The organism is Pseudomonas sp. GW823-FHT06B06 (genome assembly GCF_058795195.1).
Genome location: NZ_JBXAHO010000005.1, coordinates 74,056 through 88,329 on the forward strand (window position 1 = coordinate 74,056; position 14,274 = coordinate 88,329).

12 protein-coding genes and 1 pseudogene are annotated in these 14,274 nt (G+C 60.6%); 8 read left to right on the plus strand and 5 right to left on the minus strand.

All coding sequences use genetic code 11. The features are described 5' to 3' along the window. The first annotated feature begins 11 nt into the window (after positions 1–11). Positions 12–1,463: a pyruvate kinase gene (pyk, locus tag AC1Q8Q_RS06195; protein WP_020797866.1), complete on the plus strand. Its 1,452-nt coding sequence runs from the start codon at positions 12–14 to the stop codon at positions 1,461–1,463. Between the two features lie 179 nt (positions 1,464–1,642). Here pyk and AC1Q8Q_RS06200 read toward each other — a convergent pair whose 3' ends face one another. Next, positions 1,643–2,578, minus strand: coding sequence for an iron-sulfur-binding ferredoxin reductase (locus AC1Q8Q_RS06200; RefSeq protein ID WP_492614892.1), 936 nt, complete (start codon positions 2,576–2,578; stop codon positions 1,643–1,645). Next, the gene (locus AC1Q8Q_RS06205) at positions 2,571–3,677 is read right to left on the minus strand and encodes a GGDEF domain-containing protein (RefSeq protein ID WP_083349686.1); all 1,107 of its coding nucleotides are present in this window, start codon (positions 3,675–3,677) and stop codon (positions 2,571–2,573) included. Before AC1Q8Q_RS06205 ends, AC1Q8Q_RS06200 begins: the two co-directional genes overlap by 8 nt. A 394-nt stretch (positions 3,678–4,071) precedes the next feature. Here AC1Q8Q_RS06205 and AC1Q8Q_RS06210 point away from each other — a divergent pair, with 394 nt between their 5' ends. From AC1Q8Q_RS06210 to AC1Q8Q_RS06225, 4 genes are all read left to right on the plus strand, one after another. After that, positions 4,072–5,595: a fumarate hydratase gene (locus tag AC1Q8Q_RS06210; RefSeq protein ID WP_008061943.1), complete on the plus strand. Its 1,524-nt coding sequence runs from the start codon at positions 4,072–4,074 to the stop codon at positions 5,593–5,595. Positions 5,596–5,784: 189 nt separating this feature from the next. Beyond that, the gene (locus tag AC1Q8Q_RS06215; RefSeq protein WP_492614893.1) at positions 5,785–7,560 is read left to right on the plus strand and encodes a sensor histidine kinase; all 1,776 of its coding nucleotides are present in this window, start codon (positions 5,785–5,787) and stop codon (positions 7,558–7,560) included. Next, positions 7,545–8,876, plus strand: coding sequence for a sigma-54-dependent transcriptional regulator (locus AC1Q8Q_RS06220; protein ID WP_033044968.1), 1,332 nt, complete (start codon positions 7,545–7,547; stop codon positions 8,874–8,876). Before AC1Q8Q_RS06215 ends, AC1Q8Q_RS06220 begins: the two co-directional genes overlap by 16 nt. A gap of 282 nt (positions 8,877–9,158) precedes the next feature. Then, positions 9,159–10,478 carry an MFS transporter gene (locus AC1Q8Q_RS06225; protein ID WP_033044967.1) on the plus strand — a complete coding sequence of 440 codons (1,320 nt, stop codon included), beginning with the start codon at positions 9,159–9,161 and terminating at the stop codon, positions 10,476–10,478. Between the two features lie 118 nt (positions 10,479–10,596). On the opposite strand, the pseudogene AC1Q8Q_RS06230 reads toward AC1Q8Q_RS06225, so the two are convergent. Next, positions 10,597–10,968, minus strand: a pseudogene (locus tag AC1Q8Q_RS06230) (COG4705 family protein); the annotation flags it as partial. Between the two features lie 212 nt (positions 10,969–11,180). Here AC1Q8Q_RS06230 and AC1Q8Q_RS06235 point away from each other — a divergent pair. Next, the gene (locus AC1Q8Q_RS06235; RefSeq protein ID WP_008061934.1) at positions 11,181–11,396 is read left to right on the plus strand and encodes a hypothetical protein; all 216 of its coding nucleotides are present in this window, start codon (positions 11,181–11,183) and stop codon (positions 11,394–11,396) included. A gap of 241 nt (positions 11,397–11,637) precedes the next feature. After that, a complete protein-coding gene (locus tag AC1Q8Q_RS06240; RefSeq protein WP_020799488.1) occupies positions 11,638–12,267 on the plus strand; it encodes a flavin reductase family protein in 630 nt (209 codons plus the stop codon). Here AC1Q8Q_RS06240 and AC1Q8Q_RS06245 read toward each other — a convergent pair whose 3' ends face one another. Beyond that, a complete protein-coding gene (locus tag AC1Q8Q_RS06245) occupies positions 12,268–12,498 on the minus strand; it encodes a hypothetical protein (protein WP_020799486.1) in 231 nt (76 codons plus the stop codon). Between the two features lie 41 nt (positions 12,499–12,539). Continuing rightward, positions 12,540–12,893, minus strand: coding sequence for a putative quinol monooxygenase (locus AC1Q8Q_RS06250; protein WP_033041757.1), 354 nt, complete (start codon positions 12,891–12,893; stop codon positions 12,540–12,542). 338 nt (positions 12,894–13,231) lie between these two features. Here AC1Q8Q_RS06250 and AC1Q8Q_RS06255 point away from each other — a divergent pair, with 338 nt between their 5' ends. Beyond that, positions 13,232–14,173: an AraC family transcriptional regulator gene (locus tag AC1Q8Q_RS06255; protein ID WP_020799484.1), complete on the plus strand. Its 942-nt coding sequence runs from the start codon at positions 13,232–13,234 to the stop codon at positions 14,171–14,173. The last annotated feature ends 101 nt before the right edge of the window (positions 14,174–14,274 follow it).

The window sequence follows — 14,274 nt, forward strand, 5'->3', positions numbered from 1 at the left end:
GGAGTCTTTGCATGTCCGTCCGTCGTACCAAAATCGTCGCCACCCTTGGCCCGGCCAGTAACTCGCCGGAAGTTCTCGAACAGCTGATCCTGGCTGGCCTGGACGTAGCCCGCCTGAACTTCTCCCACGGCACCCCCGACGAGCACAAGGCTCGCGCGAAGCTGGTGCGTGACCTCGCTGCCAAGCACGGCCGCTTCGTTGCCCTGCTGGGTGACCTGCAAGGCCCGAAAATCCGTATCGCCAAATTCGCCAACAAGAAGATCGAGCTGAAGATCGGTGATCAATTCACCTTCTCCACCAGCCATCCCCTGACCGAAGGCAACCAGCAAGTGGTCGGCATCGACTACCCGGACCTGGTCAAGGACTGCGGTGTAGGTGACGAGCTGCTGCTCGACGACGGCCGCGTGGTGATGCGCGTCGACACCGCCACCGCTACCGAACTGAACTGCACCGTGACCATCGGCGGCCCGCTGTCGGACCATAAAGGCATCAACCGTCGCGGTGGTGGCCTGACGGCACCGGCCCTGACCGAGAAAGACAAGGCAGACATCAAGCTCGCTGCCGAAATGCAGGTCGACTACCTCGCCGTGTCCTTCCCGCGCGACGCCGCCGACATGGAATACGCCCGTCAACTGCGCGACGAAGCCGGCGGTACCGCCTGGCTGGTGGCGAAGATCGAACGTGCCGAAGCCGTAGCCGACGACGAAACCCTCGACGGCCTGATCAATGCCTCCGACGCCGTAATGGTGGCCCGTGGTGACCTGGGCGTGGAAATCGGCGACGCCGAACTGGTGGGCATCCAGAAGAAAATCATTCTGCACGCGCGTCGCCACAACAAGGCCGTGATCGTGGCGACCCAGATGATGGAGTCGATGATCCAGAACCCGATGCCGACCCGCGCCGAAGTGTCCGACGTAGCCAACGCCGTGCTCGACTACACCGACGCCGTGATGCTCTCGGCCGAAAGTGCCGCCGGCCTGTACCCGCTGGAAGCTGTGCAAGCAATGGCGCGAATCTGCGTTGGCGCTGAAAAGCACCCAACCAGCAAGACCTCCAGCCACCGCATTGGCAAGGAGTTCCAGCGCTGCGACGAGAGCATCGCCCTGGCCACCATGTACACCGCCAACCACTTCCCGGGCGTGAAGGCGATCATCGCCCTGACCGAAAGTGGCTACACCCCGCTGATCATGTCGCGCATCCGTTCCTCGGTGCCGATCTATGCGTTCACTCCACACCGTGAAGCCCAGGCGCGCGCGGCGCTGTTCCGTGGCGTGTACACCATTCCATTCGATCCGGCTTCGCTGGCACCGAACGAAGTCAGCCAGAAGGCGATCGACGAACTGGTCAAGCGCGGCGTCGTACAGAAAGGCGACTGGGTCATCCTGACCAAGGGCGACAGCTACCACACCACCGGTGGCACCAACGGCATGAAGATCCTGCACGTTGGCGATCCGATGGTCTGAGTGACCGCTCGCTGAAAAACGAAAGCCCTGCCATGTGAATGGCGGGGCTTTTTTGTTTTGAAGATTAAAAGATCGCAGCCTGCGGCAGCTCCTACAGGGAACGCATTCCATTGTAGGAGCTGCCGCAGGCTGCGATCTTTTTTGGGTTCAATGCCGCCATTGCCTTGAGCTGTATCATCTCAACCACGGGGCAGGAACACGTCGGCCAGCAGTTGATTACGCGGCAGTCCTGCCAGGTACAGGCGCCGGGCGAAGGCGTCAACGCTATCGGGGGCTCCACAGACCAAGGCGAGGTTTTGCCGAGAGACAAGGCGCATTTGCGCCAATGCCGCTGGCAACCCGGCTGGGGTCCAGAGCTCGATACTGAGGTTCGGACGACTGGCTGCCATGGCTTGCAGGGGTTTGGCCAGATAATGCTCATTGGCATCATGGGCCAGGTGAATCACACGGATGGCACCCTGATGATCCTGACGCAATGCTTCGCGCAACACGCCAAACAATGGTCCCAGGCCGGTGCCGGCGGCCATTAGCCACAACGGCCGGGCATGCCAGTCCGGGTCGTAATGCAATGCCCCGCCCCGCAACTCGCCGAGGCGGACTGGATCGCCAATGCTCAGCTGACGCGCCGCGTCACTGAATTCACCTGGCAGGCGGCAATCGAGGTGGAACTCCAGGAAGCGGTCTTCCTCCGGCAGGCTGGCGAGGGAATACGGCCGCGCCACATTACCGGCCCACAACACCAGATGCTGACCTGCGCTATAGCGCAATGGACGCTGCGGGGTGAGGCGCAAGCGCAATACGCTGGCGCTCAACCAATCGACGGCCGCGACTTCGGCCGGGCTGCCATCCTGCTGCGGGTCGAAGGTGTGCACTTGCAAATCCTCGACCACCTGGCACTGGCATGCCAGCCGCCAGCCTTGCTGGCGCTGCTGCGCACTCAAGGCATCGGGCCGGCTGTCGCTCGGCAGCCCTTGCACGCATTGCACCAGGCACGCATGGCAACTGCCGGCACGACAGCTGTAAGGCACCGACACGCCGTTCTGATTCAGGGCATCAAGCAGATTACTGCCAACTGGCACCGACCATTGGCGGTCACCGACGCGCAACTCAGGCATCGACGTTTTCCCATGCTGCAGCGCAACGGTTGCGGCCGTCACGTTTGGCCCGATAAAGCGCCTGGTCAGCCCGCTGCAAGGCCTCGTCAAGATCATCACCCGGTAACAGCAGGGTCATGCCGGCGGACAGGCTGAGACTGCCGACTTTCAAGCCGATCAGCTCGACATCGATAAAGGCGAGGCGCAGCCGCTCGCAACAAGCGGTCAATCGACCGGCATCGCAATCAGGCAGCAACACCACAAACTCTTCTCCGCCGTAGCGCGCCAGGACATCACCGTCGCGCAGGCAGGCCGACGCCACGCCGGCAAATGCCTGCAATACCTGATCGCCAGCCGCATGGCCGTGAATATCGTTGATGCGCTTGAAGTGATCGAGGTCGATCAGCGCCAGGCCATGCACGACGCTGGCGTCCATGGCCTTGAGTTCGCGTGAAGCCAGGCGCAGGAAATGCCGGCGATTGAACAGTCCGGTCAACTCGTCGGTAGCGACCAGGTCCTCGAGCTGGCGCATCATCCCGCGCAACGTGTCCTGGTGCGCCTGCAAGGCGAAGCGGCGTTGACGCATGCGCAGGCGGGAGGCCTGGACGTAACGGGCGTACAGCTCAAGCCAGACCAGCACGATGAACAGTACGCATACCTGCAATGCGGCCAGCGCCGGGTCGGCCAGCTGGAAGTGGTAGCCCTCCCACAGCGTGATCGCGCTGAAACTGAAAAAGACCAGCAACGCACAGCGCGCAAATGCACGGCGCGACAGATGAAACAGCCCGAACAACAGAATCAGCACGTAGAACACCAGAAACGCGCCACGAGCCTCATCCAGATTGGCAATCAGCCAGGTTTGCCAACCCAGCCCCAGCAGCACCTGCGTCTCGGTCAGGCTGGGGTCGGAAAAACGCAGGTTGCAGCCGCTGTAAAACACTACGAACAACGCCGCCTGGCTGATGACCACCAGCCCACTGCCGACGGCGACGTTGGCCAGCGACTCATCGTAGTGGCCGGTAAAAAACGCCAGCCACAGCAGTAGCAGGGCCAGGGCGTAGGTGCCGGCTGCGAGGGAAAAACGTTTGAGCAACAGGCGCTGGATGGCGTTATGGGTCAATCGTTGACTCACCCTATGAAAGGAGACTGACAGAGCGTCCTACTCTACAGACCGAATGTCACTTTAGTGGTGCGGCCGATAAATAACCATTCAATTTTCGGGTGACACAATTTCACTGTGAGCTGCCGCAGGCTGCGATCTTTTGATCTTGATCTTAAAAACAAAATCAAAAGATCGCAGCCTTCGACAGCTCCTACGGGGATCGGGCACGACAATCAGACCAAGGTTTGACCGCCGGCGCGTGTACCTGCCTTTGATGCGCGGTATACTGCCGCGCCTTTTTAGCGTCGCGCCAGCATGCCCGGCGTGCCTTGAAAGGTGCTTGCAACCGACCGAAGTACCCAAGCTGCAAGCACCTTATTGAATGTTCCCGTCTTTTAGAGGAGCGCGACTCATGACCGTGATCAAGCAAGACGACCTGATTCAGAGCGTTGCCGACGCCCTGCAGTTCATTTCCTATTACCACCCCGTGGATTTCATCCAGGCGATGCACGAAGCCTACCTGCGCGAAGAATCGCCAGCGGCCCGTGACTCCATGGCGCAGATCCTGATCAACTCGCGGATGTGCGCCACCGGCCACCGCCCGATCTGCCAGGACACCGGCATCGTCACCGTTTTCGTTCGCGTAGGCATGGACGTACGTTGGGATGGCGCCACCATGGGCCTGGACGACATGATCAACGAAGGCGTGCGCCGGGCTTACAACCTGCCGGAAAACGTCCTGCGCGCCTCGATCCTCGCCGACCCGGCGGGCGCTCGTAAAAACACCAAGGACAACACCCCGGCCGTCATCCACTACTCCATCGTTCCGGGTAACACCGTGGAAGTGGACGTGGCAGCCAAGGGTGGCGGTTCCGAGAACAAGTCGAAAATGGCCATGCTCAACCCGTCCGACTCGATCGTCGACTGGGTGCTCAAGACCGTTCCGACCATGGGTGCCGGCTGGTGCCCACCGGGCATGCTCGGCATCGGCATCGGCGGCACCGCCGAGAAAGCCGCGGTGATGGCCAAGGAAGTGTTGATGGAGTCCATCGACATTCACGAGCTTAAGGCCCGCGGCCCGCAGAACCGCATCGAAGAAATGCGCCTGGAGCTGTTCGAGAAGGTCAACCAGCTGGGCATCGGCGCCCAGGGCCTCGGCGGCCTGACCACCGTGCTCGACGTGAAGATCATGGATTACCCGACCCACGCCGCCTCGTTGCCGGTGTGCATGATCCCGAACTGCGCCGCTACCCGTCACGCGCACTTCGTGCTCGACGGTTCTGGCCCGGCATCCCTGGAAGCGCCACCTTTGGACGCCTACCCGGAAATCGTCTGGGAAGCGGGTCCGTCGGCCCGTCGCGTCAACCTCGACACCCTGACCCCGGAAGAAGTGCAGAGCTGGAAGCCGGGCGAAACCGTCCTGCTCAACGGCAAGATGCTTACCGGTCGCGACGCTGCGCACAAGCGCATGGTCGAGATGCTGAACAAGGGTGAAACCCTGCCGGTGGACCTGAAGGGTCGCTTCATCTATTACGTCGGCCCGGTCGATCCGGTGCGCGAAGAAGTGGTAGGCCCGGCTGGCCCGACCACCGCCACGCGCATGGACAAGTTTACCCGTCAGATTCTCGAGCAAACCGGCCTGCTGGGCATGATCGGCAAATCCGAGCGCGGCCCGACCGCAATCGACGCGATCAAGGACCACAAGGCCGTTTACCTGATGGCAGTGGGCGGCGCGGCTTACCTGGTGGCGCAAGCGATCAAGAAATCCCGCGTGGTGGCATTCGCCGAACTGGGCATGGAAGCGATCTACGAGTTCGACGTGAAAGACATGCCAGTGACTGTCGCAGTCGACAGCAAGGGCGAGTCGGTACACATCACCGGTCCTGCCATCTGGCAGCAAAAGATCAGTGAAAGCCTGGCGGTGGAAGTGCAGTAAGCTGCACTGAAACCCCAACAAACCGGCCGGTCGGCAACGACCCGCCGGTTTTTTTTGGCTGGTAACAAACTGAAACGCCTGGGATCGACCATCACGGTAAAACCAGCGCCAGCGCATGGGTACCGGCGAGAGATGACTGCCCTCCACATGGTATTGTGCTCCCCCTCATTTTTTCCTGTTGTCCACTGCATGCCGCTGACTTCCCGATCCCTGCGCCTGGCGCTGTACACCGTGCTGATCATCGCCGGTGCCGCCATTGCTGCCACCCTGGCCATGCGCCACACCGTGCGCCAGTCCCTGGTTGAAGATGCGGCCCGTGCCAATCAGCAATTGGCGCTGTATGCCACATCCCTGCACACCCTGATCGAACGCTACCGCGCCCTGCCCTCGGTGCTGGCGCTGGACCCGCAGCTGCGTGACGCGCTCAAAGGCCCGGTCAACCCAGAGCAACAGGACGTGCTGAACCGCAAGCTGGAAAAGATCAATGGCGCCGCCGAGTCCTCGACCCTGGAACTGCTCGATCGCACCGGTCTCGCCGTGGCAGCAAGCAACTGGCGCTTGCCCAGCAGTTACGTCGGCCACAATTATGGCTTTCGCCCTTACTTCAACCAGACCCGCACCCAGGGCACCGGGCGTTTTTATGCCGTGGGGGTGACCAGCGGGATACCGGGCTACTTCTTGTCCAGTGCCGTGACCAACGACGACGGGCAGTTTCTCGGAGCCATGGTAGTGAAGCTCGAATTTCCCGAGCTGGAACGCGAATGGCGCCAGGGCAGCGACACGCTGCTGGTCAGCGATGCGCGCGGCATCATCTTCATCGCCAATCAGCCGGGTTGGCGCTATCGCCAATTGAAACCGTTGAGCGACAGCGACCTTGCCGAGCTCAAGGCCACCCGCCAATACGACAAGCAGCCGCTGACGCGGCTCGACTATCAATCGTTGCGCCGCTTCGACGACAACAGCGAACTGGCGCGGGTCGACGGTCCGGACGGCAAGACGGATTACCTGTGGGAATCCCTGCCGCTGGCCGCCGAGGGCTGGACGCTGCACCTGCTGCGTCGTCCGCAAGTAGCATTCGAAGACAGTCGCAACGCCGCCCTCGCCGCAGCCGGCCTGTGGCTGACACTGGTGTTTCTGCTGCTGTTCCTCAATCAGCGCTGGCGCCTGGCAAAAATGCGCCAGCGTAGTCGCGAAGAGCTCGAACAGCTGGTGGAAGAGCGTACCCGCGACCTGCGCACCGCCCAGGACGGTCTGGTGCAATCGGCCAAACTCGCGGCCCTCGGCCAGATGTCGGCGGCGCTGGCCCATGAAATCAATCAACCACTGACCGCCCAGCGCATGCAGCTGGCGACGCTGCGACTGTTGCTCGACCACGGCCGGGTCGACGACGCCTACAAGGCTCTCAAGCCGGTGGATGACATGCTGACGCGCATGGCCACCCTCACCGGCCACCTGAAAACCTTCGCCCGCAAAAGCCCCAGCGGTTTGCGCGAACGCCTGGACCTGGCATCGGTGGTGGACCAATCGCTTGAGCTGCTCGACACTCGCCTGCGCGACGAACAGGTCAGCACCGTGCTGCACCTGGCGCGCCCGGCGTGGGTGCGCGGCGACGCAATTCGCCTGGAGCAAGTGTTGATCAATCTGCTACGCAACGCTCTGGATGCGATGCAGGACAAACCCTGCAAACGCCTGGAAATCCGCCTGGAAGCCGACGAACAACTGTGGCGCCTGAGCGTCATCGACAACGGCGGCGGCATCGCCGAAGAAAACCTGTCGAAGGTCTTCGATCCCTTTTTCACCACCAAACCGGTGGGTGATGGCCTGGGCATCGGTCTGGCCGTATCCTTTGCCATCGTTCACGAATCGGGAGGACGCCTGAGCGCCGATAATCACGACAACGGCGCGGTGTTCACACTCACCTTGCCCATCGATCCGGAGGCTCCTGGCACATGCTCAATTCAGTGATGGTGGTCGACGACGAAAGCAGCATCCGCAGCGCCGTCGAGCAGTGGTTGGGCCTGTCGGGTTTCCAGGTGCAACTGTTCAGCCGCGCCGACGAATGCCTGGCGCAACTGCCCGCGCATTACCCCGGAGTGATCCTCAGCGACGTGCGCATGCCCGGCATGTCCGGGCTGGAACTGCTGGCTGAAGTCCAGCGCCGCGATGCCGACTTGCCGGTGATTCTGCTGACCGGCCATGGCGACGTGCCGATGGCTGTCGATGCGATGCGCGATGGCGCTTACGACTTCCTGGAAAAACCCTTCAGCCCGCAAACCCTGCTTGGCAGCCTGCACCGCGCGCTGGACAAGCGCCGGCTGGTGCTGGAAAACCGCGCCTTGCACGAGCAGGCCGACAACCGCGCCAAACTCGACGCGACGCTGCTGGGTGTGTCCCGTGGCTTGCAGACGCTACGTCGCCAGGTTCTTGATTTGGCGGCGTTGCCGGTCAACGTATTGATCCGCGGTGAAACCGGTAGCGGCAAAGAACTGGTTGCCCGCTGCCTGCACGATTTCGGGCCGCGCGCCGATAAACCCTTCGTCGCCTTGAATTGCGCGGCCATCCCCGAACAATTGTTCGAAGCAGAACTGTTTGGCCACGAAAGCGGCGCATTCACCGGTGCCCAAGGCAAGCGCATCGGCAAACTCGAATACGCCGATGGCGGCACGTTGTTTCTCGATGAAATCGAAAGCATGCCCCTGGCCCAGCAAGTGAAATTGCTGCGGGTGCTACAGGAGCAGAAGCTTGAGCGCTTGGGCTCGAACCAGAGTATTCGAGTGGATTTGCGCATCATCGCCGCAACCAAGCCGGACTTGCTCGACGAAGCACGGGCCGGACGTTTCCGCGAGGACCTGGCTTACCGTTTGAACGTCGCCGAATTGCGCCTGCCACCGCTGCGTGACCGTCGCGAAGACATTCCGTTGTTGTACGAGGCCTTTGCCCAAAGTGCTGCAGAGCGACTGGGGCGAACCTTTGCGCCGTTGAGCGGGCCCCAGTTGAGCCATCTGTTGAGTCACGACTGGCCAGGCAATGTGCGCGAACTGGCAAACGTAGCCGAGCGCCAGGTGTTGGGGCTTGGCGAGCCTGTGCCGGCGGGCATCGAGCCGGGACAGTCACTGGCAGCGCAGCAGGAAGCGTTTGAAGCGCAGTGCCTGCGCGCAGCATTGACCCGGCACAAGGGTGATGTGAAGGCGGTGCTTGAAGAACTGCAGCTGCCGCGCCGGACGTTCAATGAAAAGATGCAGCGGCATGGGCTTAACCGAGAGATGTTTCTCGGTGAATGATCGTTCCCACGCTCTGCGTGGGAATGCCTCGACGGACGCTCCGCGTTCGGCTTTTGGGACGCAGAGCGTCCCTGGCTGCATTCCCACGCGGAGCATGGGAACGATCAAAGCGTTAAGCGGTTTTTCGCTCACACCCTCTCCAGAATAAGCGGATTTCCGCTCACTCAAACCTCAATCCCCCTCTAAACCGGCCCTCTCCCTCTTGGCACAGCTCCTGCTATAGCCCCCGCAGGCTGCGTTTATGCGCGCTCCACATAAAATAATTAAATGAAGGATCCTTCAATGGATAACTCCAATACCCTGCCCCGTGGGTCGGTTGCCGCGCCGGCAAAAGAACGAACCACTTCCAGCCGTATCAAATCTATCTTCAGCGGTTCTGTCGGCAACATGGTCGAGTGGTATGACTGGTACGTCTACGCCGCTTTCTCGCTCTATTTCGCCAAGACCTTTTTCCCCAAAGGCGACACCACCGCACAACTGCTGAATACCGCTGCGATTTTCGCCGTGGGTTTCCTGATGCGCCCGATCGGCGGGTGGCTGATGGGCCTGTACGCTGACAAAGTCGGACGCAAGAAAGCCCTGATGGCCTCGGTGTACCTGATGTGCTTCGGTTCGCTCCTGATCGCCCTGAGCCCGGGCTATGAAATCATCGGTATCGGTGCGCCGATCCTGCTGGTGTTCGCCCGCTTGCTGCAAGGCCTGTCGGTCGGTGGCGAATACGGCACCTCCGCTACTTACCTGAGCGAGATGGCGACCAAGGAACGTCGCGGTTTCTACTCCAGCTTCCAGTACGTGACCCTGATCTCCGGTCAACTCATAGCACTGGGTGTACTGATCGTCCTGCAGAACGTACTGACCACCGAAGAGCTATACGCCTGGGGCTGGCGCATCCCGTTCGCGATCGGCGCGCTGTGTGCCGTGGTCGCGCTGTACCTGCGCCGTGGCATGGAAGAAACCGAGTCGTTCACCAAGAAAGAAAAGGCCAAGGAAAGCGCGATGCGCACCCTGATGCGCCATCCGAAAGAGCTGATGACCGTGGTTGGCCTGACCATGGGCGGGACCCTGGCGTTCTACACCTACACCACCTACATGCAGAAATACCTGGTGAACACCGTCGGCATGAGCATTTCCGACTCCACCACCATCTCTGCCGCCACGCTGTTCCTGTTCATGTGCCTGCAGCCAATCATCGGTGGCCTGTCGGACAAGATCGGCCGACGTCCGATCCTGATCGCCTTTGGCGTACTGGGCACGATTTTCACCGTGCCGATCCTCACCACCTTGCACACCATCACGACCTGGTGGGGCGCGTTCTTCCTGATCATGGCGGCACTGATCATCGTCAGCGGCTACACCTCGATCAACGCGGTGGTCAAAGCCGAGCTGTTCCCGACCGAAATCCGCGCCTTGGGCGTAGGCCTGCCGTATGCCCTGACCGTGTCGATCTTCGGCGGCACCGCTGAATACATCGCGCTGTGGTTCAAGAGCATTGGCATGGAAACCGGTTACTACTGGTATGTCACGGCGTGCATCGCCGTGTCCCTGCTGGTGTACGTCACCATGAAAGACACCCGCAAGCATTCGCGGATCGTCACTGACTGACAGTCGCATCGAGGTCGGTCATACCGGCCTCTTCGCGATCAGGCTCGCTCCCACAAGGGCTGATTCACTCGGATCCATTGTGGGAGCGAGGCTTGCCCGCGAAGGGGACGCCTCGGTATCAAGTCAACTCGACTGCCGCCCGATTCCCGTACGTGTTCTGCGCGTACGAAGCCCCCGCAATCATCACCACCAGAATCCCCGCCAGCACCAGCGTCGAACCAATGGTGCCAAAGTCCAGCCCACCCTTTTCATGTGGCTTGGTCAGGAAATCACCCAATGTCGCGCCGAACGGCCGGGTGAGCACGAACGCCACCCAGAACAACAGCACCGACGAAATCTTCGTGAAGTATTTGAGCAGCACGACCAACGCAATGGTCGAGCCGATCAATAGCGCGCCACCGGCAAAGCCAAGCCCCGAGTCATCAGCCAGGTAATCGCCAAGCGCGGTGCCCAGGGTCTTGGAAAACAGAATCGCCATCCAATGGATTAATCACGAGTTAATGCCCGACCGCCATCCTGAGTTTGCCTGATCGGTTAAATGCGATGCGTTCACTAGTCTCTGAAAGCAGTAAAGCCTCACGGCCTTAACATCTACTTAATCGATTGTTTTTAGCATTATTTTGCGCTTTTTAATCAGTTTAATTGGCGTAGCATGAAACCCATGCCCGAGAGACAAAACGCCAAAGAACCTGGAGAAATGAAATGAAAACCAAACTGTTCCTCGCCATCGCCCTGTCCGTACTGGCCGCCAACACCTTCGCTGCCGACGGTTACGACCGCACTGGTTCCGCTGTTGCAGCAGACGGCTATGACCGCACGGGTTCCGCTACCGTCGCCGCAGATGGCTACGACCGCACCGGCGGCGCCACTGTCGCTGAAGATGGTTACGACCGCACTGGCGGTGCTTCCGTCAGCTAATCCGCAAGATTGGCACCAAAGCCCGGCTTCGGCCGGGCTTAGTCATTTCTGGAGCACAGCAAAAACATGCGCACTGTCACAACACCTGTAGGAGCTGCCGCAGGCTGCGATCTTTTGATTTCCAACGGCAAGATCAAAAGATCGCAGCCTGCGGCAGCTCCTACGAGATGTTTATTGGCTGGAAAAATAGTGCCGGTCCCAGCACCATGACCGCCTATCGAAAGCCCCAGGATTTTTCTCCATGCCCGATGACATCCACTACTACGAACCCGCCAATGGCCACGGCCTGCCCCACGACCCGTTCAACGCGATCGTCGGCCCGCGCCCCATCGGCTGGATTTCTTCACAGGATGGCGAAGGCCGCTTGAACCTGGCGCCCTACAGCTTTTTCAACGCCTTCAACTACATCCCGCCGATCATTGGATTTTCCAGCGTCGGGCGCAAAGACAGCCTGAACAACATTGAACAGACGGGTGAATTCGCCTGGAACCTCGCCACCCGGCCACTGGCCGAGCAGATGAACCAGAGCAGTGCCATGGTCGGACCGCAGGTCAACGAGTTCGAACTGGCAGGCCTGACCACCGTCCCCTCGAAAGTCATTCAGGTGCCACGGGTCGCCGAAAGCCCGGTGTCTTTCGAATGCAAGGTCACCCAGATTATTCAGCTGCAGCGGGCGGACGGAAATGTGGTGCCGAGCTGGCTGATTCTCGGCGAAGTCGTCGCCGTGCATATCGCCAAGTGGCTATTGAAGGATGGGGTGTACGACACCGCCGCGGCAGAACCGATTCTGCGCGGCGGCGGGCCGGCGGATTATTTCCAGCTGGGGCCTGAGGCATTGTTCAAGATGTATCGCCCGGGGGCGGTGAAGTGATTACCAGAGCAGGTCGGTGTTTTCCTTGACGTCCTTGAGGCGAGTCAGCTCCTTCGCGGCCGCATCATCGGCCTCGTGAGCTGTCTTGAAGGTCTGGCCTTCCAACACTTTGTGAAAACGCGGGGCGCCGGAACCACCCAATGCCTTGACTGCGATTGCGGCGTGGTAGCCACCCTCGCCCGGTACTACAGCTGAAACGGCTTCGAAGTGTTCAAAGGCTTTGCGTGCCATGTCGCGCATCCTGGCTAGTTGAGAATGCTGCCATTAAACCCTCAACCGGCCAGTTTGTGTACCGCTGCCCCGGACTGTCGCAACGCCTGCGTCGCCGACACGTCCTTGAAGGTGTGAAAATCCAGGCTGTCGACCACCAGTTCCTGCACCAGCTCGGCAAAAACCTCCATGGCCGGCGTGCTGAAGTACGCGTTCATGGCCTGCTGGTTGACCCAAAAACCGGACACCAGCCACAACTGCGGATCGCATTGCGACTGCTGCAAGGCGAAGCTCAGGCAGCCTGGTGCGGCCCGCGACGGCTCGATCAGCGCGCTCAGGCGCACTCCCAGTTCTTGAGAACGCCCCGGGCGTGCCCGGACAAAGGCCATATGACTGACGGGGATCTGCTTTGACATGTTCAACCCTCCCGGGGAGTCGCGAGGCAGCCAGCGGAACGGGCTGCGACAGGATCCAAGGTTAAAGGCCGATGTGCCTGTGTCGTTAGTCGATTCCTGCCGGCGCGTTGCACAATCCTGCGAACGTGCATGAACTGGCTGTAACAACATGGAAAATCCTGTCACGGTTCTGCCATGCGAGTTTCAAGCAAGTTTTCCCGTCTGCATCCCGCATTGCCCGTGCACGGAAACAACCCCGTGCAGAATCAGGCAAGCATCTGGCAGGATGTGTCTACCGCTGTTGCTTGCACAAACATATGCTCTGCCCCATCACCCATGCCTTGCCGAGGATGCCTTGCATGTCGTCTCTCGATCACTTTTCACACCCGCCGCAAACCCCGCTGGACACCGACATGGAAAAGCAGCGCACGGAACTGGCGGCGATCATCCGTCGCAACACTGCCGAAGATGGCAGTTATGCCACTGCCATCGGCTCACTGTTCATGTCGCGCCACAGCCAGTCCCACGAGTTCGCCCCGGTACTGGCGCAACCAGCGCTGTGCATCATGGCCCAGGGACGCAAAGAAGTTCAGCTGGCTAACGAGTATTTCAATTACGACCCGCTGAACTACCTGGTGGTCTCGGTCTCGATGCCGCTGAGCGGGCGGGTGGTCAATGTCTCGACCGAGGAACCGATCCTGGCCTTGCGGCTGGACATTGACCCCGCGGAGATCACCGCGCTGATCGCCGACGCCGGTCCCCTCGGCGTACCCACCCGGCCAACCGGACGCGGGTTGTATGTCGAACGTCTCGACAGCGCAATGCTCGACGCCGTGCTGCGCCTGGCGCGATTGCTCGACACGCCGAAAGACATCACCATGCTCGCGCCGCTGATTCGTCGGGAAATTCTCTACCGGTTATTACGCAGCAAGCAGGGGCATCGGCTGTATGAAATTGCCATTGCCAACAGTCAGAGTCATCGCATCAGCCAGGCGATCAAGTGGCTCAACAGCAACTATGAGCAGCCGCTGCGTATCGATGACCTGGCCAAAGAAGTGAACTTGAGCGTGTCGACGTTGCATCACCGCTTCAAAGCGATGACGGCAATGAGTCCGTTGCAGTATCAAAAGCAGCTACGCCTGCAGGAGGCGCGGCGCTTGATGCTGGCCGAAGGGCTGGAGGCTTCGGCGGCGGGGTATCGGGTCGGCTATGAAAGCCCTTCGCAATTCAGCCGGGAGTACAGCCGGTTGTTCGGCGCGCCGCCGTTGCGGGACCTGGCGCGGTTGCGCCTGAGTGTCTAGCTGAGATTTGTGTGGGGTGTGCCGGCCCTTTCGCGAGCAGGCTCGCTCCCACATTTGATCTTTGGTGTTAACAAATGCTGTGTTCACAGAAGATCCACTGT